Genomic DNA, 22,673 nt, shown 5'->3' on the forward strand with positions numbered 1-22,673 from the left:
CTAATGCAGAATTTCGACTTTGCAATTCTACCAATGTTCAATCATTACGCTATACTTTAGCTAATTTCAGGATTTAACGGGTTCAGCTGTGCCAATCGAGTTTGTCGCAACGTCAAGATTACCTACCGCTCACGGTGAATTTAAAATTACTGTATTTCAAGACCCTAAGACCGGTGAAGAGCATGTCGCACTGTCTAAAGGACTTGAGGAAGTATCAGATGAACCTGTGGTGGTCCGTGTACATTCTGAATGTTTAACCGGTGATGCCTTTGCTTCACTCAAATGCGACTGTGGCCCGCAATTACAAGCAACTTTAAAACTGATCAATGAATTGGGCCGCGGAGCTATTCTGTATTTGCGTCAGGAAGGGCGTGGTATTGGCCTGACCAATAAAATTCGTGCTTACGCCCTGCAGGATCAAGGCCATGACACCGTAGATGCCAACCTGATGCTGAACCTGCCGGCGGATGCACGCCAATATGATATGTGTAGCATTATGCTGGATCATTTACAGATAAAATCGGTACGTCTCGTGACCAACAACCCTTCAAAAATAGAAGCCTTAAAAGCACAAGGCATTAATGTAGTCGATCGTGTCCCGCTAACAGTAGGCTTAAACCCGTTTAATGAACAATACCTTAAGACCAAGCACGAACGCATGGCACATCTTTATAAAAAGGATGATTTTTAATATTTTTAAACCCTGTCCTACCTTATTTTAACTGAATCCTTCCAAACCTCCCTTTCTTGCGCTTCGACTTAAAGCCATGTTTAAGTCTGGCTCAGGGAGGCTTTCTCTCTCTTTCTTAAAAATGGGGTTTAGGAGGAGATTAAATCGTCATCGAGAAAATCCGACTTTCTGGCATCCGTCGCTTTAAACGTAAATCAAAAGCCATACAAATATTGCGTACAAATGGTTTCCCTTTCTCCAGAATTGTGACTGACGAGTCTGAAAATTCAATTAAACCATCCTGTGCCATTTCCTCAAGCTGTTCCAAAACCTCATCAATTTCAGGAAAAAGCATCTCGGAATTTTCCCATGAGGTGCTAAAGCTGCACATCAAATTTAGAATATGTTGCCGGATGATCAGATCTTCCTGGTTTAAGACATGTCCTTTAAATACCGGAATTTCATTGCGCGCCAGGCATTCATAATATTCTTCAATGGTTTTCACATTCTGCGCAAAGCTGTACCAGCTATCGCTGATTGAAGAAATCCCGAGTCCAATCATCACCTGGGTTTTAGAGGCTGTGTATCCCATAAAGTTGCGATGCAATGTTCCAGCTTGAAAGGACTGGTACATCGCATCTTTTTCTAAGGCAAAATGATCCATGCCGATTTCATGATAACCATGTGCCAGAAGTTTCTTTTTACCCGCTTCATAGCATTCCCGTTTGATCGCATCTTTGGGTACATCGGCATCTTTAAAACCGCGCTGACCATTGCCTTTAATCCAGGGCACATGTGCATAGCTATATAAAGCCAGACGGTCCGGCAAAAGCGAATTGGTTTGCTCAATAGTATTTAAGACATCATCCAGACTCTGAAATGGCAGACCAAACACCAGATCATGAGAAATCGATTCATAGCCAATTTCTCTTGCCCATTCGGTTACCTGTTTAACATTTTCATACGGCTGAATCCGGTGAATCGCCTTTTGCACGGTTTCATTATAATCTTGCACCCCATAACTGACCCGACGAAAACCAAGGTCATACAATCCTTGCAAATGCTCACGCGTGGTATTATTAGGATGGCCTTCAAAACTGAATTCATGTACAGGCGCTACGTCGGCTTTGGCCAGAATGCCTTGAATCAGTTGAGCCAGATGCGCCATTGAAAAAAATGTCGGTGTTCCCCCACCCAAATGAATCTCTTTAATTATGGGCTTTTCTTGTAATAGCTCACAATATAAATCCCATTCTTTCAGCACTGCCTGAATATAAGGCTGTTCAACTTCATGGCGTTTGGTCACACGCTTATGACACCCGCAGAAGGTACACAGACTTTCACAAAATGGCAGGTGGATATACAAGCTAATGCCTTCACTTTGATTGGATTCCGCAAAAGACTTTTTTAGCGTTTGCTTCCATTGTTCCAGCGAGAAATTCTGCTCTTCCCAATACGGAACCGTGGGATAACTGGTATAGCGCGGACCGGGAACATTATATTTTTGAATCAGGGAATTGACCTGTACCGACATGACACCCACCTTTACCATCGAAAAATGCTCAAGCCAATGAGCGCTTGCAAGTTATTGTGCTGAGCTTGAAAAAAGAATTCAACCTAGCCCTTTGGTCGGATTTAATGGTGCATTCTGTTTATGAATAGTGGAATGTAAGGTCTGGGCTGATGAATTGCATCACCAAATAGACCTTAATCTTTGACTGATTTTATGCTTTGATGTAATTAGTTTTTTATTTCCCTACGAGGGTTCTGATGCAGCATCCTACATCTACGGATATTCAACGCGTTCGTGAATTTCTCCTCGACTTGCAGGCACGGATTTGTGCGGCACTGGAGCAACAGGAACGTGCTGGCGGCGGTACGGCCGAATTTATTATTGATGACTGGGAGCGCCCGGAAGGTGGTGGCGGCCGTTCACGTGTTCTGCAAAACGGCACGGTCATTGAAAAAGGTGGGGTAATGTTCTCCCACATCAACATTTCCAAACTGCCCGCTTCTGCGACTGAACGCCATCCCAATATTGCCGGTGCCAAAGCGCAAGCAATGGGAGTATCACTAGTCATCCATCCCAAAAACCCGAATGTGCCCACCTCACATGCCAACGTGCGTTTATTTGTCGCAGAAAAAGAAGGTCAGGATCCGATCTGGTGGTTTGGTGGCGGTTTTGATCTGACCCCATTTTATCCAAATGATGAAGATGTACTGTCCTGGCATCAAACAGCGCATGATCTGTGTGCTCCATTTGGTGCAGAAGTTTATTCTGAACATAAACAATGGTGTGATCACTATTTTTACCTGAAACATCGTGACGAGCAGCGCGGTGTGGGCGGCTTGTTTTTTGATGACCTGAATCAATGGGATTTTGAAACCTGTTTCCAGTATATGCAGGCTGTAGGCAATGGGTATCTGCAAGCCATTCTGCCGATTTTCCAGCGCAATCAGGATAAACCCTATACCGAAGCACAACGCGAATTTCAGTTATACCGTCGTGGTCGTTATGTAGAGTACAATCTGGTTTATGACCGCGGCACCCTGTTTGGTTTACAGACTGGCGGCCGGATTGAATCGATTCTGGTCAGCCTACCCCCGCTTACCGGATGGTCATATCGCCCGGAATGGGATGAAGGCTCACCCGAAAAACGCTTAACAGATTATTACCTAAAACCACACGACTGGTTAACAGAATTAAGATCCCAAGCAATGAAATGATACAAACAGCCCTCAAATGGAGGGCTTTTTTAATGGAAAGTTCCTCTATACTGTCGAATAGAAATATCTGATTTGATCGCAGCACCCTATCGCTACATCGATCAACTTCTATTTGATGTTTAGTGAGAAATAAAAATGCATAATCTTCAATTAAATCTACCTATATTGGCCTTTTGGCTTTTCCTTGCTCTCGCCATCAGTGCGATGAGTACCGCACTTTTGAGTCACAACCTGATTCTGGATGGCGCAGCTATTCTGGTGAGTATTCTGACTGGGGTTGGAGTCGTTTTTAGTATGGCGCTGATATTTGCGGAACATATTATTGATATTTGCAGTTCCTAACATGCTGACAACCTAGCAGTAATTAAAGATTGCGCAGGCTTTAGTCCCTGCGCTTTTTCACGTATATTGATGGCCATTTCCGCACATGGACATTGTGAAATGAGCAAACAATTTGCCGTGATTGGTAACCCGATTGAACAGTCACGTTCTCCAGAATTGCATCACGCCTTTGCTGCTAAAACTGGAGTCGACCTGAGTTATACCAAGCGTCTGGCTCCACTGGATGGCTTTGAAGCCAATATTCAGGACTTCTTTAGTCAGGGTGGTAGTGGCCTGAATGTTACTGTCCCCTTCAAAGAGCAGGCTTTTATCCAATGTCAGGTGTTGAGTGAACGGGCCAAAATTGCCAAAGCCGTGAATACCCTATGGATGGAAAATGGGGTCCTGCATGGCGACAATACTGATGGTCAGGGCCTAGTCGAGGCTATCCGTGCTTTAGACTGGCCACTGGACAATACAGCTATCTTAATTATTGGTGCAGGCGGTGCCACGCGTGGCGTGATTTATCCCCTGGCGCAGGCGGGTGCGAAAAAAATCGTGATTGCCAATCGCACCTTGGCACGCGCGAAACAGCTGGTTGCTGATATTCAGAATGCCGTACCGCAAATCGAATTACAGGCAATTTCTCTGGATAATCTTAGCGGTGAATTTGATCTGGTGATTAACGCCACTTCTGCAAGCCTCAGCGGTGATACCCTTATTCTACCGGAAACGTTACAGTTTAAGAGGGCCTATGAAATGGCCTATGGTAAACCCTCTTCCTTTCTGGATCAGGCCAAGGCGCGCGGTGTTCCCACGTCAGAAGGCTTTGGAATGCTGGTCGGTCAGGCGATTGAATCTTTTTACATCTGGAATGGCATCAAGCCGGACTTAAAAGAGTTTCTTTAAAAGCCCTATCTATCCAATGAGTTCAGTTCGGGTTGTAACTATAGCCCGCAACTGAATTTCCTCTAACCGTCCAGAAGCTGAGACACCATGGATTGGTTCTAGTGACATTTTAGAAGCCGGCCTGTTTTAACTTAAATTTGAGCACAATTCATACAAAAGTATACTGGACATATCACCTTTTAATTTATTAAAGTCCAATGTGATAACAAGTTTTCAATCTTCCTGCAATATCTATACTAGTCAATAAAATTAACCGAGTTAATTGACTGGAATTAAAAATCGATTCGCTTTTCTGACATTTTTATTCACTGAATTCATCAATGTTTTTTTATCCCCAATGTGAATAATCAAAGAATCGATACAGATAATCCAAAACTATTTCAATCAGGATTAAACGCATGCCAGCATATAAAGCCCCTTTACACGACATTCGCTTCCTTATGAATGAAGTGCTTGACTACCCTGCGCACTACCAGAATTTGTCGAATGGTGAATATGCCGATGCCGACACGGTAGATATGATCTTAGAAGGTGCGGCAGATTTTTGTGAAAATGTACTGTCACCTTTGAACCAAAGCGGTGATGAAGAAGGCTGTCATTTTGAAAATGGCGAAGTAAAAACCCCGAAAGGCTTTAAGGAAGCTTACGAACAGTTCGTACAAGGTGGCTGGCAAGGTCTGTCTTATCCTGAAGAGTTTGGTGGCCAAAACCTGCCCATGTCTTTAAACCTGATCAAATCAGAAATGATGGGTACTGCGAACTGGTCATTCCAGATGTATCCGGGTTTAAGTGTGGGCTGTATCAATACTATTATCCAGTATGGTACCGATGAGCAGAAAAACACGTATCTGCCTCACCTGGTTGCAGGAACTTGGGCGGGCACCATGTGTCTGACTGAACCACAATGTGGTACGGATCTGGGTCAGGTAAAAACCAAGGCAGAGCCGAAAGAAGATGGCACTTATGCGATTTCAGGAACTAAGATTTTTATTTCCGCAGGTGAGCACGACCTCACTGAAAATATCGTACATATTGTACTGGCACGCCTTCCGGATGCACCGCAAGGCACCAAAGGGATTTCCCTGTTTATCGTACCGAAATTTATTGCTGCTGCAGATGGTGGGATCGGTGAACGCAATCCAGTAAACTGTGGCTCGATAGAACACAAAATGGGGATTCGCGCTTCAGCAACGGCTGTACTGAATTTCGACAATGCGACTGGCTACCTGATTGGTGAACCAAACAAAGGCCTGCATGCCATGTTTACCTTTATGAACACGGCGCGTATTGGTACTGCAATTCAGGGCATCTGCCATGCTGAATTGTCATTCCAGGGTGCTTTGCCTTATGCCAAAGAGCGTATGTCAATGCGTGCCCTGTCTGGCAAAAAAGATCCAGAAAAAGTAGCGGATGCAATCATTCATCATGCCGATGTACGCCGCATGCTGTTGACGCAAAAAGCCATTGCTGAAGGTGGCCGTGCCATGATTTATCATGCAGCACAAATTGCCGATAATATGAATGATGCTTTGCTGCGTGGCGATACCGCTGCTTTTGAACAGCATGATGATCATCTTGGTTTCTACACCCCTATCCTGAAAGGCTTCTTGACCGAAATGGGCTATGAAGCATCAAATCATGGTATGCAAGTCTTTGGTGGACATGGCTATATCAAAGAATGGGGCATGGAACAGATCGTACGTGACTCACGTATTTCTACCCTGTACGAAGGTACTACAGGTGTTCAGGCACTGGATCTGATCGGCCGTAAAGTGCTGTTGACGTCGAAAGGCAAAGTGATTCGTGATTACACTGCTGAAATTCTGAAATTCTGCGGTCAGCATGCGCGCAATAAATACATGCGCCGTTTCGCCTGGGATTTAACCAAGCTCTGTGCACAGTGGAATGCCTTAACCGTGCGTATTATGCTGGCTGCACGTAAGGACCGCGACATCGTGTCTTCTGCGTCAGTCGATTTCCTGATGTTCTCCGGTTATGTGATGATGGCCTACTTCTGGGCACAGCAAGCTGCAGTTGCTTCAGCCAAACTGGCATCTGGTGATGGTGCGGAAGTTCCAGAATTCTATAAAGCAAAAATCAAAACTGCTGATTTCTACTTTGAACGTATTCTGCCACGTACCCAAGGTCATGCAGAAGCGATGGTGAATCCCTCTAAAACCATGACGGCACTCGCGCCAGAACACTTTAGCTTCGATTACTAAGCTGTAAATTGTCTCAAAAAGAGCGTTTCGGCGCTCTTTTTATTGACTCAAATATCTTTCTTTCAACTTAAAAAACCTTTCTGGATATAAAATATACAAATTTAATTTTATATTTTTCAACATCCTAATAAATTAGCCAAATAAAACGCTTGTATATCTCAAAATAAGCGGTATGATAACCCCAACTAGAAAAATTCTTGTTTTGGTTAGTCTTCTTTTAAGTATCGCAGTTTTAGTCATAAACCTTCGTATTACAGATCAAAAAGCTCCATCCTTTTTATTTTTCAAAGTTACAGTTAGTCATCTGAAATTTTGGCTATAAATTCATACGATTCAATAGGTTATATTATGTCTAATACAGTTAACGGTACAGTAAAATGGTTCAACGAAACTAAAGGTTTCGGTTTCATTCAACAAGAATCAGGTCCAGACGTTTTTGCTCATTTCAGCGAAATCACTGGTTCAGGTTTCAAAACTTTAGTTGAAGGCCAAAAGGTTTCTTTCAGCGTAGCTCAAGGTCAAAAAGGCCCTACAGCTGTAAATATCGTTGCTCTATAATTTAGACGCAAGATATTGAAAAAAAGCACTCTTAGAGTGCTTTTTTTGTGCCTATCATTTTTTAAAGATTATTTGGTTGTTCTAAAAACCGGTGTGCTCTATGCCAGGCTAAAAATACCGGATCAGGAGCAAAACGTTTTGGTACGTCGATTCGTTTACCGTGATAGGGCTTTAAATAGGCGTATAAACTCACATCTTGCTTGGCTTGATTCGCAATACACACTTTAAGCCCTTTATCTAGTGTGATAAATCCCTGATCAAAAGCTTGATCCAATAAAGAAGATAAACAAATTCCATTACGCGGATTTTTTCGGTGTGCCTGATTTTCAGACCAAGGTACAATATGAGAAGCCACTAAAAAGGCTTTGGTCTTAATGCCGGAGATCGCACATTGATATTGATAATTGAGTTTAACTTGTAAGGCAAATTCTTGATGTGCCGAGCCGCGAACCTTTACTTTGGCATATTGATCTTCAACACTATAATCAAGGATTTCTTGACGCAAATGCGTATCCCGCAAAGTGTCCTGTTTTTCCCCTCTTCCCGCTAATTTAAGTAATCGCCAAAAATCATCTGCCGTGATCTCATTCATGCCATATTGTTGAAAAAAATGTTCCCAAGTATTTCCGCGTGGTTTAAAAGTCCATTGAAAATTTTCCAAATCGGACTGCAGAATGGGATCTATAAAACGTATACCATCGATCACTTCCGCAAAGACCGGTTTGGTTTGGCGTTTTTGATGATTTTGAGGAATAGCATTAGGTGCAATAATCTTGGCTATACGACCTGCACCATAAAGATAGAATTGATTTTTAATTTCAGAAGCTTTTTGCGGTCGTCGATATAAAAAGAAATCTCCTTCTCTGACCCGATTATATTTACTTTGATCCCAATGATATTCTTTAAAGTCCCGATCTTCATAAACCAGATGATCACTTTTACTATCAAAAATAAAGAATCGGGTGTCAGTTAAATCCAGCTGTTGAAAAGCCCATAATGTATCCACCTGCCCACCCTCTAGAAATTATAATATTCAATTAATTTAATCTTTGAATATTCTCAGAAAACTTCTCTCTAAGAAAGCTTCAATCAGACTTTAGGTATTTATTTAAGGCAATAAAAAACCCCAATAAAATCCTATTAGGGTTTCTTTTAGAACAATGGGGAAATTAAATAATTAAAGAAATTCTTCTAATACCGAATTTAAAAAGATATGCCCCTGCTCGGTACATGAAAGCCGGTCTTGATCATCGACCATTAATTTTCTTTCACGTAAAGAGCTCAGTAACTCATGTAAAGTATCTAGACTCAAACCGGTACGTTCGGCATAGAGTTTGGCTTCCACGCCCTGATTTAAACGTAATGCATTCATCATAAATTCAAAAGGCAGGTCGGCATCTTCAATGCGCTTAAACTGCACATGTTCGGCAGGTACTTTGGCTAAGTAGTCCTTAGGTAAACGGGTTTTCTGGAACCGATACACGCCATGCGGCTGAGTGACTTTGCCATGTGCTCCGGCACCAATCGCCAGATAGTCACCAAACTGCCAATAATTCAGATTATGCGCTGAAGGCAATTCTTTACGCCAGGCCGAAACTTCATAGTTGATAAAACCCTGAGATTTTAGGTAGAGCTCACCCTGCTCCTGAATATCTTCCAAGACTTCATCGACAGGCAAAATCGGTTGAGTCCGGAAAAATACCGTATTGGGTTCAATCGTCAACTGATACCAGGAAATATGGGTAGCACCCTGCTCCACTGCCAGTTTTAAATCATGTAAAGCCTGTTCTAAAGTCTGTTCCGGCAAACCATGCATCAAGTCGACATTAATGCGCTGAAAACCTGCTTCACGTGCCAACCCAATGGCAGAAATCGCATCTTCATTACTATGGATCCGTCCCAAATGCTTGAGATGATCGGTATTAAAACTCTGCACCCCAATCGACAGGCGGTTAATACCGGCCTGCAAATAGCCGGCAAACGGATCATGTTCGACCGTGCCGGGATTGGCTTCCAGGGTAATTTCACAGCCTTCGGCAAAGGGAATAATGGCTTTGAGCTGACCAAATAACCATTGATAACCTGGGGCAGAAATCAGTGACGGCGTCCCCCCACCAATAAAGACACTGTGAATCTGCCGGCCTTGGGCAAAATTGACCTGAGTTTTAAAGTCTTCCACCAGTGCTCGTAAATATTCCTGTTCCAATTCCAGTGATAGCTGACCATCCGGAACCGCATGCGAATTGAAGTCACAATAAGGACATTTGCGCACACACCAAGGCATATGAATATATAAGGACAAAGGGACAGCAGCAGGATTCAATTCAGCCAAAGAACTACTCAAAAACGATTACAAGATATAGCGGAATTTTAACATGACTCGGCGGCAACACTGCTAAAATTAAATTTGATCGTGTGATATGTCTAAAAATTTAAATAGAATTAGTCAGTTAAAATTATGAAAATATCTTCTCAACTTATTATTTTACTTCCTTTGGTTTTTGCAATCGGTGTTTTATTGACACTCCAGACTGCAATTAATACACAACTAAAAGAATATTTATATTCTCCTATTCAAGCTGCATTTTTTTCCTTTTTGATTGGTACAATAGTGCTCGCCGTAATCGTACTTTTTCAGTCTAATCCCAAACCCGGTTTACAGGAACTGATGAGTGTTCCCTGGTATTTATGGCTAGGGGGAATCGTGGGTGTATACGCGATTAGTATGAGCATTTATGCAGCGCCCAAACTTGGCTTTCTGGTTCTTAGCGGTCTCATTATTTTTGGTCAGATGATGATGTCGATGCTGGTCGATCATCTGGGATTGTTGGGTAATGAAAAAATGCCGGTTAACTGGCAACGTCTTTTAGGCGGCGTGGTAATTTTTATTGGTGTGCTTCTCACTTTACAACGCTAAACCTTCTATTTAAGCACATGATCACGATGAGTAATTTTTGTGTCGAATGTTTCACCAGTCACAACCTTTGGTTTTGAATTAAAAAAACTTTTTCATCTGATGCTGCCTATTCTGGTGACCCAATTTTCTCAGGCTGGTCTGGGCCTGATTGATACCATTATGGCCGGTCACCTGTCTGCTACCGATCTTGCCGCGATTGCCGTCGGAGTAGGACTCTGGATTCCGGTGATGCTGCTATTTAGTGGCATTATGATTGCCACGACGCCTTTGGTTGCCGAAGCTAACGGCGCACGTACACCTGAAAAAATTGCCACCATTGCACGTCAATCGCTTTGGGTTGCCCTGATTCTTGGGGTAATTGCCGGCCTGATTTTACAAGTTTTGCCAGCCCTTTTACCTCTCTTGGGTGTACCGGAAAGCTTGCAGCCTAAAGCCAGTTTATTCCTGCATGCGATTGGTTTTGGTATGCCTGCGGTAACCATGTATGCAGCCTTACGCGGCTACTCAGAAGCGATTGGAAATCCTCGCCCGGTCACCGTGATTAGTTTATTGGCCCTGGTTTTGCTGGTTCCGCTGAACTATATCTTTATGTATGGTATTGGTCCTGTTCCGGCCCTAGGCAGTGCAGGCTGTGGGTTTGCCACAGCGATTTTGCAGTGGTTAATGCTCATGACTCTGGCACTGTATATCTTTAAAAACAGAGCCTATCAGCGTACTCAGCCTTTTACTCACTGGGAAAAAATAAACCCGGAATGGGTGAAGCGTATTCTGCAACTGGGTTTTCCAATTGGATTGGCGATCTTCTTTGAGGTCAGTATTTTCAGTACAGCAGCAATTGTGCTGAGTCCTTTGGGAGAGACCATTGTCGCTGCCCATCAGATTGCTATTTCCGTCACTTCACAACTGTTCATGATTCCCATGTCACTGGCGATTGCCCTGACCATTCGGGTTGGCACCTACTATGGTGAACAGAACTGGCAAGCCATGCGAAAAGTGCAATATCTTGGCCTGATCACTGCCACTATTCTGGCGATCCTGACCATGATTCTGCTTTGGGTTTTCCGCAATGAAATTGTGGCACTCTACACTTCAGATCTGATCGTAAGCCAAATTGCGGTGTATCTGATTCTGTTTGCTATTGCCTATCAGCTGATGGATGCCTGGCAGATCAGTGCGGCAGGTTGTCTGCGCGGCATGCAGGATACCAAGGGGCCGATGTGGATTACCATGCTGGCTTACTGGGTCATCGCCTTCCCGGTTGGAGTATATTTATCCCGCTTTACCGAGATGGGCGCCGCCGGTGTTTGGGTTGGCCTGATCGTGGGTTTAAGTGTTGCCTGTGTTTTATTGCTGGCACGACTCTATAGCAATAACAGACGTTTAAGCTTAAAGGTATAAAAACTTAGCGACTTTCAAGCAATCTTAAATATTGGGTAGGTGACATGGATGTCACCGTTGAACTGTGATACAGGGAAGTAGCATCAGATCAACGAGATGGTTTTGTTACTTTTGCCATGACAAAAGTAGGAGCTACACCTATGTGACAGCATAAAAATAAAAGATGAGAGCATCGCCTTGAGCATTGTAATTTCGATGTAGAAGTTAAGAATTAGCTCCCAAAGCCTCCTTCAATCCTTCTGGAATCTCTGATTCATCCGCTACATCTTTGGTCACCACCTGCCCCACAATCACATCCGTACCATTAAAAGTCATGGTGGGTGACCCATATAACTCATAACCTTCATTTAAGGCACGGGTCACCCGCGCACAAAAATGCACATCATCCTTCCCAGTAAAATATCGATAGACTTTCATTGAATTTTCTTCATTACAGCAATCTGTTTATTCTAAGCTTTTAGCCATAAAACAACATTCAGAATTAATACTCAGCCTTATCTAAAACGATGATGGATTCCGGCATATTCTTTTAGTTTAGCCAAGGAGATAAAGATAAATCTTTATCAAATCAAAGATGATGCATTAAACATGGAGAAGCTGAAGGAAATCACAACACAACCTCTACAATTAGATCTAGGCAATTCAACCTTTGTCACCTATGATCAAATACATCCGTTCATTTTTGGTTTCAAGGAATCTCGCATGGCAAAAACGGCTAGCACACCCGGTCGTCGCTTTATGAAACTTGCCGGAATGACCGCAAGTATTGCAGGTAAAACCCTCTCCAATTCCATTAAAAATCTAACTGCCGATGAAGAGCAGAAAAATACTGCGCGCAGCAAACTGTTTCAGGATATTGGGGTACAGATTGCAGATACCTTGGGAGAGATGAAAGGCGCAGTCATGAAAGTCGGCCAGATTGCCTCGCAATATAAAGACGTTTTCCCGCCCGAAGTCGCCAAAGCCATTGCCAAGTTACAACGTCAGGCACCCCCCATGCCATTTAAGGAAATTCAGGCACAGGTAGAAAAAGAACTGGGTAAACCCTTAGCACAGCTTTTTCAGCACTTTGATGAACAGTCATTTGCTGCAGCCTCGATTGGCCAAGTACATAAAGCGATCCTGCCAGATGGCCAGCAAGTTGTGGTCAAAGTACAGTATCCTGGGGTAGATGAAGCCTGCGAAAGCGACCTGAAACAAGTTCGTCTGGCACTGCGCATGATGGGCGTGTTAAAGATTGACCGTAAACTTCAGGATCAGCTGTTTAAGGAAATTCAGCAGAGTCTGGACAATGAGCTGAACTATGAAATCGAAGCGCAGAATCTGGAAATCGCCCGGACTTTCCATGAATCTCTGGACAGTAAAATTATAATTCCGAAAGTGTTTCATGAATACTCTTCACGGCATATTCTGACTTTGAGCCAAGAGCTTGGTGAAAGTATTGAAATCGCTAGCACTTGGCCACTCGAGACCCGAAATGCTTTGGGACGCCGTTTATTCCGTGCCATTGGTCAGGAAATTTTCTATCTAAAACGCTTTCATTGTGACCCGCATCCTGGCAATTTCGCCTTCCGTGAGGATGGTTCTGTGATTGTTTATGATTATGGCGGCGTCAAGACCTTGTCGACAGAAGTTATTGAACATTTCAGGGAACTGATTCAAGCTGCGCGCGAAAAGAATATTCCCGTAATCGAACAACAACTGGATGCACTGCATTCTTTGACTGAGACCGGAAAATTCCCGACAGAATTGTATGAACAATGGCTGGAAGTACTCATGCGTCCTTTAGTCACCCACTATGATTTCGCCGAAAACTCAGCGCATCATGATGGTATGGAATTGCTGAAACCTTCCTTAAAATACTGGGATGTGTTTAAACCTTCTCCAGATACCTTAATGGTGAACCGGACGATTTCAGGGCAGTACTGGAACCTGATTCATCTTAAAGTAAATGATGATTTAAGTGATGTATTTGAAGAGCTCGTACCCAGTCGCAGCTAAATAGAGGCGACTGGCTTACGCGTTGTAACCCTAAATTACTTGAAAGCGTAAATGTTACATTATAACATTTGATCAATAATCAAGAGGAATTTAGATATGCGTTCAGATATCCACCCTGAGTATCGTGAAGTGTTATTCCATGATACCAATGCCGATGCCTATTTTGTGATTGGCAGTACCATGAACTCCAGTCAGACTAAAGAATATCAAGGTAAAACATACCCTTATGTAACACTAGATATTTCAAGCGCTTCTCATCCTTTCTATACGGGTGAGCAACGTCAGACCAGTAATGAAGGTCGTGTGGCAAGCTTCAACAAACGTTTTGGCCGCTTTAAACGTGGTTAAAAATGAAAACCGTCGATTATCTCAATCTTCGAATCGTGGTTTATGTCAGGAAATAACCTCCAGTTTCCTGACTTTTTTATGTCCGTTTTAACTGTGCGATAGCATCCATGACGTTAAATAAAAGCCCAGCGCCAGAACTATAATGCCGATGATTAAGCTGGATAATGCATATAATACCACTAGACCCATAGCCCCTTGCTTGAACAACAAAAAACTTTCCAGACCGAAACTGGAAAATGTGGTAAAACCACCGAGAATTCCCACCATTAAAAACAGACGAGCTTCCTGTTGAAGGATTGGATATTTTTGGCTACAGGCAAAAAAAATCCCCGCACATAAACAGCCTAGAATATTGATCCACCAGGTGGGCCAAGGAAACTGCATTTGTGGTTTAAACAGCCAAAGTCCTGCTGCATAACGCAGACTGGCACCGACTGCCCCACCCATTGCCACCCAAAGCCAGCCCATATTTTTTCCTATCTATTTATTGATCAAGTTTATCTTATCCAAATTTTTAAACTCAACATGGATAATTTTCACTATTATCTTGAACGGAAAATCAATTAAATACCATGGAACTTCGCAAGAAAATTGCTATATTTATCGCATCGAATTTTCATGAATGGCACAGGAAAAACAGCATGGCACAGGATTTATTGGCCCAGTTAGCGGCAGGCGAAGCAAAATTTGCAGATGTGATTGCATATATTGACTCGCGCTATACGCATACACCAACTGCATTTAAAAATGGCCAGCAAAATAATACGGCTACAGAAAACCAGGGCAGCGCCAAAGTCTTTTCTTTTGCACAACTCAATGGTCTGGATCAGGCACAGACCTTAAGCCTGTTTGCTGAGCATTATGCTGCTGTACTGGCGACGCCAGAGTCGACCGATCATCAGAATATCCGCCAGTTTATGCTTAATGGGTGGGATGGAATTACCTTTGAAGGTCAGGCCCTAATTGCAAAATAAGTCTTCAACAGATAAAAAAACCGTTCATAGGAACGGTTTTTTTAGGCATCTCAGCAGTATGCTGGATGTCTGTTTAGCTCTTACCAACTTTTTCTATCCACTGAATGGAACTGACGCGGAAAACTTCACAAGCACCATCACCCGTATCGGTCGGGGTTAAAGAAGATGTCCAGACCAGATCTTTGTCACGCACTTCAACCAGCTCCCCTTGCATACGCACCAGATCGCCACGCTTCACCTTTTTGATTGCCTTGGCAATTTCAGGATTGGCGGGAATGATATGCATATTGGACACCATCTGCTTGGCTTGTTCTACCGGTACCGGTACCCGATCCATTTTCCAGTTTAAATAACGATCATATTGATTCACGGTGATATGCCGGGCAATTTCAGGCTCAGCAAATAACCCCCAACTGACTGCATAATCAATCGGAGAGAATTTGGCTTGCGGATCAGAACTATAAACCTTAGAACCCAAAATACGGAAATCACCTTTAAAAGGCTGCAAGACCGAAATTGACTGACCTTTGACCACAGGAGGCAAACCTTTGGCAATATTATGCTCAACAGAACTGTAGCCAGAAATAGGCAGTAACAGGCTGGCGAGCAAAGCATAATGTTTAAAGTGTTTGAACATAATTTTTAATCTAATCCTAATCAAGTTGCTTAAACGTTTTAAGGATATCTTCCTTGATCTTACGTATTTTTTAATGAATAAACAGTTGAACTTGGTAACAAACTGAACGAATTTAGTCAGCTCGGGATATGCCTATTATTTTATTTTCAGTTAAGCTAGAACAAATTCCCATCTCATTAAAATGGCCTGGATGCTGTATAAAATTTATCAACAACATATCTTTCCACATCTTTTAAATCAGGTCATGCAAACCCCGGCTTTGATGGACTTACGCCGTGAATTGCTCTTGGGGGTGTCAAATGAAGTGCTGGAAATTGGTTTCGGTACCGGGCTGAATCTGCCTTTTTATCAACTGGTTGACAAGCTCTATGCGCTGGAACCGAATGCTGATATTTTCAAACTGGCAGAAACGCGGATTCAGCAGGCTGCGTTTCCGGTTGAGCATATTCAGGCCAGCGCAGAAAATTTGCCTTTTGCAGCGAATAGCCTGCAACATGTGGTTTCAACCTGGACACTTTGCAGTATTCCAGATCTCGAACAGAGCTTAAAGGAAATTTATCGGGTGCTACAGCCGGGTGGTACTTTACATGTGGTCGAACATGTGCTGAATCGGCAAAATTTAAATATCCAGCGACTGCAACATTTACTTACTCCTATTCAAAAGAAAGTCGCAGATGGCTGTCATCTGAACCGCGATATTGAAAATGCCTTGCTGGAAACCGGTTTTGAAATAGAAAGCTTGAATTATATTGATGCGGCAGGTCTACCCAAGGTTGGTCAGCATATGCTGTTGGCTCGACTGCGTAAGTCAAGAGGCTAACTCCCTCTGATCTTTTTAGTGATGTTGAATCTGAGTCACTCGCAGTAACTGACAATCGCCACGATATTTAGAACCTGTACCCACCGTGAATTCTTGTCCAGTCGTACCTGAATGAACGGTAACCAGATCACCACTAAGAGTAATTTTCTGTCTTGGTTTTAACCGGCGAATCTGATCGGCAATTTTTTCAGTGGCAGCAATCAGACTGAAATGCTGCACATGCGTATTGATGAAGTTACGATCCACCTCGCTGATTTGTCCTTCAACCTGATAACAGCGTTTTGCTTCATCAAACTCCAATATTGCCTGCATGGCTGGCAGCGGCTGAGTCAGCAACAGCACATCAATATTGCTGAGATAGGCCAGATCATTAAAACTCCCCACCACAGGACTCGCCTGATGCAGAACCCGACGCTTGGGTTTTACAAAGCGCTGATCATGCACAATATAGGTTTCTGAAATATGCTTGACCGGTTCTACTTTAAAATTTTTAAGTACGCCTTTTTCTTGTAGATGTGGAATAGCGCGGAAAAACTCATTCCAGACCCAAAGTCCAAGCATAAACAGCAGCGCAGTAATCAGTAGTTTTTGCATAATTTTTTATTCTGCATGAGGTTTAGATTAATCCTCAAAATCAATCCGAACAGTTTCAAAACGTACCCGTCCTTCCTGAATCGCTCGGGCAATGGCTTGCTGGCCTTTGGTCAGACGTGCGCCCCCACTTTTAATATCAATCAAGACGACTTCAATATCTTCGGCTGCACCTTCCCCGTCACGAAAATCGGTATAGCCATCAAAGACCACATAATCTACCGGGTCGCCCAGAAACTTAGCATCACTCGGCAGATATTGAAATTCCGGCATGATCGGTGCGAGCTGTTCCGCCATTTTGCCTTTGAGAACGGCACGGCTAGTATTTACACTGCGCTTTTGCGCGGCAATCAGGGATTGCTGATGCTCCAGTTCCAGCTCGGCGATATACTGCTCATATTCGGCCTTGATCCGTCCGTTGCGTGTCTGACTTAAAATAATAGTGGTCAATACCACCCCGATACATGCGCCAATCAGCATGGCCATCCATATGGACATTCAATCTTCCTAATTTACTTGATTTTTATAACATCGCATTCGACTGAAGTTGAGGATATCGGCCATTTGCATACTTGAAAAGAATGATATGCTAGGCTGGAACAGAATAAAATCACCTTGAGTCATGAAAACAATTTTAGTTGCGAATCAGAAAGGCGGTTGTGGTAAAACCATGACAGCCATTAGTTTGGCGTCAGCACTCGCACAAAAGGGTTATACAGTGGCATTGGCCGATGCCGACAACCAGAAATCCACATTGCAATGGCTTAAGCACCGCCCGGCACAGGCGGCACCTATTCAAAGTCTGGACTGGCGCAATAGCAAATCCATTGGTGATGCTCCCAAGCAGATTGAATACCTGATTATTGATGCACCAGGTGCGTTAAGTGACGATCATGCGGAACAGCTGGTCAGTGAAGCACATGCGATTATCATCCCGATCCAGCCTTCTTTTTTTGATATCGATTCAACCCGCCGTTTTCTCAAACATTTACAGGACATTAAACGTATCCGCAAAGGCAAGGTCGAAATTTTGCTTCTGGCCAATCGCACCAAAGCAAATGCAGCCAGCAATCAGGATATACAACAATTTTTTGACAAAATCGACCAACAGCCGGTGGCCTGGATTTCGGAACGCGCCCCTTATAGCCGTTTAGCGATGGAAGGTCTTTCAGTCTTTGATAAACAACAAAAAATTTACCGGGAACTGCAGGATCAATGGCAACCGGTACTAAATGCGATTATTGATGATCCAAGTCAATGGTTTTGAGTCAATAGACTGAATCAGGCTGCAGCTCTTGGAAAATAATCACGCTACTTGGCAATGCAGCATTTTCGATCGCTTTTTTTTCAGTTAATATGCCTGAACACGACCTAAAAATGAGTCATTAAATTCAGTGCAACAATACGCGCCTATATTACAAAAAGTCTTATTATTTGGATTGTTCTTTATCCTGATTTTTTTGAGTTTTCATATACTCAAGTATTTCATCATTCCTGTAGTTTGGGCGGCAATTATTGCCTATATGACTTGGCCCCTGTATCAATCAGTGTTACGTATGTGTGGCAATCGCCCGACACTGAGTGCGACCCTGATGATTCTGGCCGTGATTCTGGTATTCGGTCTTCCGTTTATTTTTGCTATTTTCATGTTGCAGCATGAAGGCCGTAACCTGTATATGGAATTGCAGCGACAGGTCTTTTCCGGTCATCTGAATGTACCTGATTTTATTCGTGGACTTCCGATTGTCGGCAAGGAGATCAGCCGGACCTTAAATGAAATCAATACCGATCCGCAGAGTATCGCGCTGTCGGTATCGACCTGGATTCAAGGTCATCTGAATTATGGCAAAGTGGTACTGAACGAAGTCAGCAAAAATATATTTAAATTATGTTTTGCCATACTTTCGCTGTTTTTCTTCTACCGTGATGGTCAGACCATTTTAAATCAGGTGCGTAAAGCCTTTGAAATGGTGGTCGGACCACGTGTGCATCATTATTTTTCTACTATCTCTGCCACTACCCGAGCGGTGGTCTATGGGGTCGGTTTAACTGCAATTGCCCAGGCTCTGCTGGCAGGTATGAGTTATTTTGTTGCAGGTGTTCCAAATCCGATGGTTTTAACCATTGTGACCTTTATTTTTGCCCTGATTCCTTTCGGTCCACCTCTTGCCTATAGTTCGGTCGCACTGTGGCTGTTTTCGCAAGGACAAACCATTGAAGCTATTGGAGTCATGGTTTGGGGTGTCTGTGTGGTCAGTACCGCCGATAACGTCATTCGTCCCCTGGTAATTTCTGGTGCAACGCAGATTCCTTTCCTGCTGATCATGTTTGGAGTGCTGGGCGGTATTGCCAGCTTCGGTCTGGTGGGGGTATTTATTGGCCCGGTGATTCTGGCTGTACTCCTGGCTATCTGGCGTGAATGGTTACATGAAAGTAATATAAATGAACCATTAATGATGCCTAAAGCGACCCTGGCACATGAGATTGATCCGGAAACAAAAGAGACACCACCCAAAGCACCTTGAAGCATATATTTAATCGACTTAAACAAAACAAAACATTTAAGTACTGATTTTATATAGAGCTTCTGGTCTTGCTCTGTTTAAATGATTTCACCAAACAGAATAAAGATCAGGATGCCAGAATCATGTCTTCATTGTTTAAAATTACGACACTTTGCGCATTAAGCGCAGCACTTTTTACCGGTTGTGCCTCAACCTCTCCATCAAACGAAGTGGTCAGAGCAGTGACTTTAAATGCAGTAACTGCTCAAGGTGTAGGCCAAGAGATTGGTACCGTATTACTCAGTGACAGCCCAGCTGGTCTGGTCATTCGCACCAACTTGAAACAGCTTCCTGCAGGTGAGCGCGGTTTCCATATTCATGAAAATGGATCATGTGCACCTGCAATGAAAGATGGCAAGATGGGTGCAGCACTGGCAGCAGGTAGCCATTACAATCCGAATCAGGCACCACATCACGGTACGCCAACAACCGGTCACTTAGGCGATTTACCAGCGTTGAAAGTTAAGACTGATGGAACTGCGCGTGTCACCCTGCTTGCACCACGCCTGAAACTGGCTGATGTTCAGGGTCGTGCCATTATGGTTCATGCTGGTGGGGACAACTATTCCGACACCCCATTACCATTAGGCGGCGGCGGTGAACGTATTGCCTGTGGTGTGATCTAAATACCCTCATGCCAATGACCAAATAGAGAAAACGGGCAATATGCTCGTTTTTTCATGGATTTTTCTTTTATTTTGGCGTCTAAATTGCATTCAGAACTTTGCGTTTTTACTTTCCGGATCCTGTCCCTGTGAATGCTGCCCGACCTGCGACTGCTACTTTTGTTAAAATTATAAAACCTGTCCTGCTGCCCTTTCAGTCCAGTGCGCTGATAACTTATTGCCTGCAGATCCTGCTGGTGTTTTTAGGTACTACTTTCGGTCTGAAATTTCTGGGTTATGAGTTTTTGATCGTTCCAGTAACTTTAGGAGCAATTGCCACGGCACTGACTGATTTTGATGACCGGCTAAGCCTGCGTTTGCGCAACCTGTTACTGGTCATCATTCTGTTTTTTAGTGTTAGCAGCATTCTGGAATTTCTTGCTCCACATAAATTCTGGTTTGCACTGTGGCTATCGCTATCGAGTGCGCTGTTTATTCTAATGGGTGCCTTAGGCCAACGTTATGCCACAATTTCATTTGGCACCATTTTACTGTCAATCTATACCATGTTCGGCTTGGGCGAATATCAGCACTGGTATGAACAGCCGCTTTATTTTGTCATTGGAGCACTATGGTACGGCCTGACGTCTATTCTATTTTTTCTGCTGCGTCCTACCTTGCAGGTTCAGGAAAATCTCGCACAAAGCTTGCAGCACATGTCGGATTTACTGCTGAGTAAAGCCAAACTGTTTGATCCGGACCAGCATCCGAATGTTGAAAACCTGCTCTATGAGTTGTCCCTTAAAAATACTTTAGTCATTCAGAGTTTTAACCGCAGCAAAGATTCGCTATTGACCCGACTCAAAGCATCGCGTGCCAATCGCAATACCATTTACTGGCTGAATCTGTATTTTCTGATGCAGGATATTCATGAACAGGCCACAGCCAATTATCTGCATTATGAACAGATCGAACAGCATTTTAGCCGCACTGACCTGATTTTCCGGATTCAAAAAAATATCCGCTTGCAAGCCCTTGCCTGTCAGCATCTGGCAGGCTGTGTGCTGCGCAATGAAAAATTTTATCTGTCTGCAGATGATGAACTGGCATTAAAACATTTACAGGAATCGATGCAGGACTGGATTGCCCAACACCCACAGAATATTGAAGTTAAAAATTTACAGCTTATTCTGGCCAATCTGCTGAGTGTACATGAGCAGTTACAACACCTGCATGATCAACAGGCACTGTATAAGCCACGCTATCAGCAGCATTTTGATGACCTGAGCCTGTTTGATGATGATATTCGCGATAGCACAGATCTCTGGCTGAAACTCAAACCACACTTGAGTCCGCAATCGGCACTCTTTCGGCATGCGGTGCGGATTGCCATTGTGTTTCTAGTCGGCTATGCCATTTCATTATTGCCCTTTGCGAAAAATGGCTACTGGATTTTACTGACCAGCCTGTTTGTCTGTCAGATCAGTTATTTTGCCACCAAAAGCCGGCTCAAATTGCGGACCCTAGGAACATTATTGGGGGTCATGCTGGGCGTTCCCATTCTGTATTTTGTGCCAAGTGTCGAAGGTCAGTTACTCCTGACAGTAATTTTTGGTGTCGGTTTTTTCTATCTACGTTCCAAAAAATATGCCATGGCCACTCTCATGGCGACCCTGATGGTACTCCTGATTTTTAACCTGAAAGGTGCCGGTTATGCCATTATTTTACCGCGTATTATTGATACCCTCATAGGCTGTCTGATTGCATGGATGGCAGTAAGCTGGATCTGGCCTGACTGGAATTTTCGTAATATTTCTAGCAATATTAAAAAATCATCGCTTGCTACACTGGACTATTTTGCTGCAGTGGTCGAACAATATCAAAACGGTAAAGATAACAGTATTGCTTACCGGACTGCACGGCGTCTGGCCCACAATGCACAGATTGATTTATCCAGCATGATTTCAAGCCTGAGCACCGAACCGAATCCAGATCCGCAACTGGTTAAAAGTGCCTTTCGCTATCTGGTCTATAGCCATAGCCAGCTCAGTTATATTGCAGCATTGGGGAGTCACCGTGAGCAGGTTACTGATACACAAATTCTGGATTTAATGCGTTGGTGCAAGCAAACCTTAACTGGGGTATTGCTGCAACAACAGCCTTTAGATACCTATGACATTGATCATAAACTGGCAGAAATTCAACGCTTAAGTACACAGGAAAACCTCTCAGCACATCTGCTTTTGGTGCTGAAACAGATCAGTTTATTGCTGGAAACCTTACCGGAATTACTAAAATTACGTCATGAATTACTAGGTGCCGAGATTAAATAACCAACTGCTTTACTTGGTTATAACTTATTAAAAATATTGAATATATCTTTATTATTAAGATTCAATATTCAGGTGATA

General features: G+C 43.3%; 24 protein-coding genes. 16 read left to right on the plus strand and 8 right to left on the minus strand.

The window, feature by feature from the left end; genetic code table 11:
* Positions 1 to 88 precede the first annotated feature (88 nt).
* A complete protein-coding gene (ribA, locus tag VXP95_RS03345) occupies positions 89 to 691 on the plus strand; it encodes a GTP cyclohydrolase II (protein ID WP_064094544.1) in 603 nt (200 codons plus the stop codon).
* Positions 692 to 830: 139 nt separating this feature from the next.
* Here ribA and hemN read toward each other — a convergent pair whose 3' ends face one another.
* Positions 831 to 2,204 carry an oxygen-independent coproporphyrinogen III oxidase gene (hemN, locus tag VXP95_RS03350; protein ID WP_064095162.1) on the minus strand — a complete coding sequence of 458 codons (1,374 nt, stop codon included), beginning with the start codon at positions 2,202 to 2,204 and terminating at the stop codon, positions 831 to 833.
* Positions 2,205 to 2,440: 236 nt separating this feature from the next.
* On the opposite strand from hemN, the gene hemF reads away from it, so the two are divergent.
* The 5 genes from hemF to VXP95_RS03375 all read left to right on the plus strand — a co-directional run bounded on the left by hemF (position 2,441) and on the right by VXP95_RS03375 (position 7,407).
* The gene (gene hemF / locus VXP95_RS03355; RefSeq protein ID WP_416711392.1) at positions 2,441 to 3,397 is read left to right on the plus strand and encodes an oxygen-dependent coproporphyrinogen oxidase; all 957 of its coding nucleotides are present in this window, start codon (positions 2,441 to 2,443) and stop codon (positions 3,395 to 3,397) included.
* A 135-nt stretch (positions 3,398 to 3,532) separates the two neighbouring features.
* Positions 3,533 to 3,739 (plus strand): hypothetical protein, encoded by a 207-nt coding sequence (locus VXP95_RS03360; RefSeq protein WP_064094546.1) that lies wholly within the window; start codon positions 3,533 to 3,535, stop codon positions 3,737 to 3,739.
* A 99-nt stretch (positions 3,740 to 3,838) separates the two neighbouring features.
* Complete coding sequence (gene aroE, locus VXP95_RS03365) at positions 3,839 to 4,627, plus strand: shikimate dehydrogenase (RefSeq protein ID WP_064095163.1); 789 nt, start codon at positions 3,839 to 3,841, stop codon at positions 4,625 to 4,627.
* 398 nt (positions 4,628 to 5,025) lie between these two features.
* On the plus strand, positions 5,026 to 6,849 hold the full coding sequence (locus VXP95_RS03370) for an acyl-CoA dehydrogenase C-terminal domain-containing protein (RefSeq protein ID WP_064094547.1): 1,824 nt from the start codon (positions 5,026 to 5,028) through the stop codon (positions 6,847 to 6,849).
* A 348-nt stretch (positions 6,850 to 7,197) separates the two neighbouring features.
* The gene (locus VXP95_RS03375) at positions 7,198 to 7,407 is read left to right on the plus strand and encodes a cold-shock protein (RefSeq protein ID WP_004281542.1); all 210 of its coding nucleotides are present in this window, start codon (positions 7,198 to 7,200) and stop codon (positions 7,405 to 7,407) included.
* Positions 7,408 to 7,468: 61 nt separating this feature from the next.
* Here VXP95_RS03375 and VXP95_RS03380 read toward each other — a convergent pair whose 3' ends face one another.
* The gene (locus tag VXP95_RS03380) at positions 7,469 to 8,413 is read right to left on the minus strand and encodes an HNH endonuclease (protein ID WP_416705917.1); all 945 of its coding nucleotides are present in this window, start codon (positions 8,411 to 8,413) and stop codon (positions 7,469 to 7,471) included.
* Between the two features lie 171 nt (positions 8,414 to 8,584).
* Positions 8,585 to 9,739, minus strand: a complete 1,155-nt coding sequence (hemW, locus tag VXP95_RS03385) for a radical SAM family heme chaperone HemW (RefSeq protein WP_416711394.1) — start codon at positions 9,737 to 9,739, stop codon at positions 8,585 to 8,587.
* A gap of 126 nt (positions 9,740 to 9,865) precedes the next feature.
* Here hemW and VXP95_RS03390 point away from each other — a divergent pair, with 126 nt between their 5' ends.
* Together VXP95_RS03390 and VXP95_RS03395 are read left to right on the plus strand one after the other, a co-directional pair.
* Positions 9,866 to 10,324, plus strand: a complete 459-nt coding sequence (locus VXP95_RS03390; protein ID WP_416711396.1) for a DMT family transporter — start codon at positions 9,866 to 9,868, stop codon at positions 10,322 to 10,324.
* A gap of 39 nt (positions 10,325 to 10,363) precedes the next feature.
* Positions 10,364 to 11,722, plus strand: coding sequence for an MATE family efflux transporter (locus tag VXP95_RS03395; protein ID WP_416711397.1), 1,359 nt, complete (start codon positions 10,364 to 10,366; stop codon positions 11,720 to 11,722).
* 204 nt (positions 11,723 to 11,926) lie between these two features.
* Here the strand turns inward: VXP95_RS03395 and VXP95_RS03400 are convergent, their stop codons facing one another.
* A complete protein-coding gene (locus VXP95_RS03400; protein ID WP_005101250.1) occupies positions 11,927 to 12,139 on the minus strand; it encodes a DUF1737 domain-containing protein in 213 nt (70 codons plus the stop codon).
* Between the two features lie 285 nt (positions 12,140 to 12,424).
* Here VXP95_RS03400 and VXP95_RS03405 point away from each other — a divergent pair, with 285 nt between their 5' ends.
* A complete protein-coding gene (locus tag VXP95_RS03405; protein WP_416711398.1) occupies positions 12,425 to 13,723 on the plus strand; it encodes an ABC1 kinase family protein in 1,299 nt (432 codons plus the stop codon).
* Positions 13,724 to 13,819: 96 nt separating this feature from the next.
* A complete protein-coding gene (locus VXP95_RS03410) occupies positions 13,820 to 14,071 on the plus strand; it encodes a type B 50S ribosomal protein L31 (RefSeq protein ID WP_004732342.1) in 252 nt (83 codons plus the stop codon).
* 87 nt (positions 14,072 to 14,158) lie between these two features.
* Here the strand turns inward: VXP95_RS03410 and crcB are convergent, their stop codons facing one another.
* Entirely contained in the window at positions 14,159 to 14,539 is a 381-nt protein-coding gene (crcB, locus tag VXP95_RS03415; RefSeq protein WP_416680909.1) for a fluoride efflux transporter CrcB, read from the minus strand.
* 173 nt (positions 14,540 to 14,712) lie between these two features.
* On the opposite strand from crcB, the gene VXP95_RS03420 reads away from it, so the two are divergent.
* Positions 14,713 to 15,045 (plus strand): HopJ type III effector protein, encoded by a 333-nt coding sequence (locus VXP95_RS03420; protein ID WP_064094553.1) that lies wholly within the window; start codon positions 14,713 to 14,715, stop codon positions 15,043 to 15,045.
* Between the two features lie 73 nt (positions 15,046 to 15,118).
* On the opposite strand, the gene VXP95_RS03425 is transcribed toward VXP95_RS03420, so the two are convergent.
* Positions 15,119 to 15,682 (minus strand): hypothetical protein, encoded by a 564-nt coding sequence (locus tag VXP95_RS03425; protein WP_191730970.1) that lies wholly within the window; start codon positions 15,680 to 15,682, stop codon positions 15,119 to 15,121.
* Positions 15,683 to 15,872: 190 nt separating this feature from the next.
* Between VXP95_RS03425 and VXP95_RS03430 the strand changes: the two genes are divergently transcribed.
* The gene (locus VXP95_RS03430) at positions 15,873 to 16,502 is read left to right on the plus strand and encodes a class I SAM-dependent methyltransferase (RefSeq protein ID WP_416711400.1); all 630 of its coding nucleotides are present in this window, start codon (positions 15,873 to 15,875) and stop codon (positions 16,500 to 16,502) included.
* 15 nt (positions 16,503 to 16,517) lie between these two features.
* Here VXP95_RS03430 and VXP95_RS03435 read toward each other — a convergent pair whose 3' ends face one another.
* Both VXP95_RS03435 and VXP95_RS03440 read right to left on the minus strand, forming a co-directional pair.
* Complete coding sequence (locus VXP95_RS03435) at positions 16,518 to 17,096, minus strand: hypothetical protein (RefSeq protein ID WP_416711401.1); 579 nt, start codon at positions 17,094 to 17,096, stop codon at positions 16,518 to 16,520.
* 27 nt (positions 17,097 to 17,123) lie between these two features.
* Positions 17,124 to 17,591 carry a Holliday junction resolvase-like protein gene (locus VXP95_RS03440; protein WP_416680912.1) on the minus strand — a complete coding sequence of 156 codons (468 nt, stop codon included), beginning with the start codon at positions 17,589 to 17,591 and terminating at the stop codon, positions 17,124 to 17,126.
* Positions 17,592 to 17,715: 124 nt separating this feature from the next.
* On the opposite strand from VXP95_RS03440, the gene VXP95_RS03445 reads away from it, so the two are divergent.
* From VXP95_RS03445 to yccS, 4 genes are all read left to right on the plus strand, one after another.
* Positions 17,716 to 18,360 (plus strand): ParA family protein, encoded by a 645-nt coding sequence (locus tag VXP95_RS03445; RefSeq protein ID WP_064094557.1) that lies wholly within the window; start codon positions 17,716 to 17,718, stop codon positions 18,358 to 18,360.
* A 127-nt stretch (positions 18,361 to 18,487) separates the two neighbouring features.
* Positions 18,488 to 19,618 (plus strand): AI-2E family transporter, encoded by a 1,131-nt coding sequence (locus VXP95_RS03450; protein WP_064094558.1) that lies wholly within the window; start codon positions 18,488 to 18,490, stop codon positions 19,616 to 19,618.
* Positions 19,619 to 19,740: 122 nt separating this feature from the next.
* Positions 19,741 to 20,283: a superoxide dismutase family protein gene (sodC, locus tag VXP95_RS03455; RefSeq protein ID WP_064094559.1), complete on the plus strand. Its 543-nt coding sequence runs from the start codon at positions 19,741 to 19,743 to the stop codon at positions 20,281 to 20,283.
* 167 nt (positions 20,284 to 20,450) lie between these two features.
* The gene (gene yccS / locus VXP95_RS03460; protein WP_064095165.1) at positions 20,451 to 22,595 is read left to right on the plus strand and encodes a YccS family putative transporter; all 2,145 of its coding nucleotides are present in this window, start codon (positions 20,451 to 20,453) and stop codon (positions 22,593 to 22,595) included.
* The last annotated feature ends 78 nt before the right edge of the window (positions 22,596 to 22,673 follow it).

This window comes from Acinetobacter sp. 226 (assembly GCF_048147925.1).
In the GTDB taxonomy this organism is placed as follows: Bacteria; Pseudomonadota; Gammaproteobacteria; order Pseudomonadales; family Moraxellaceae; genus Acinetobacter; species Acinetobacter pecorum.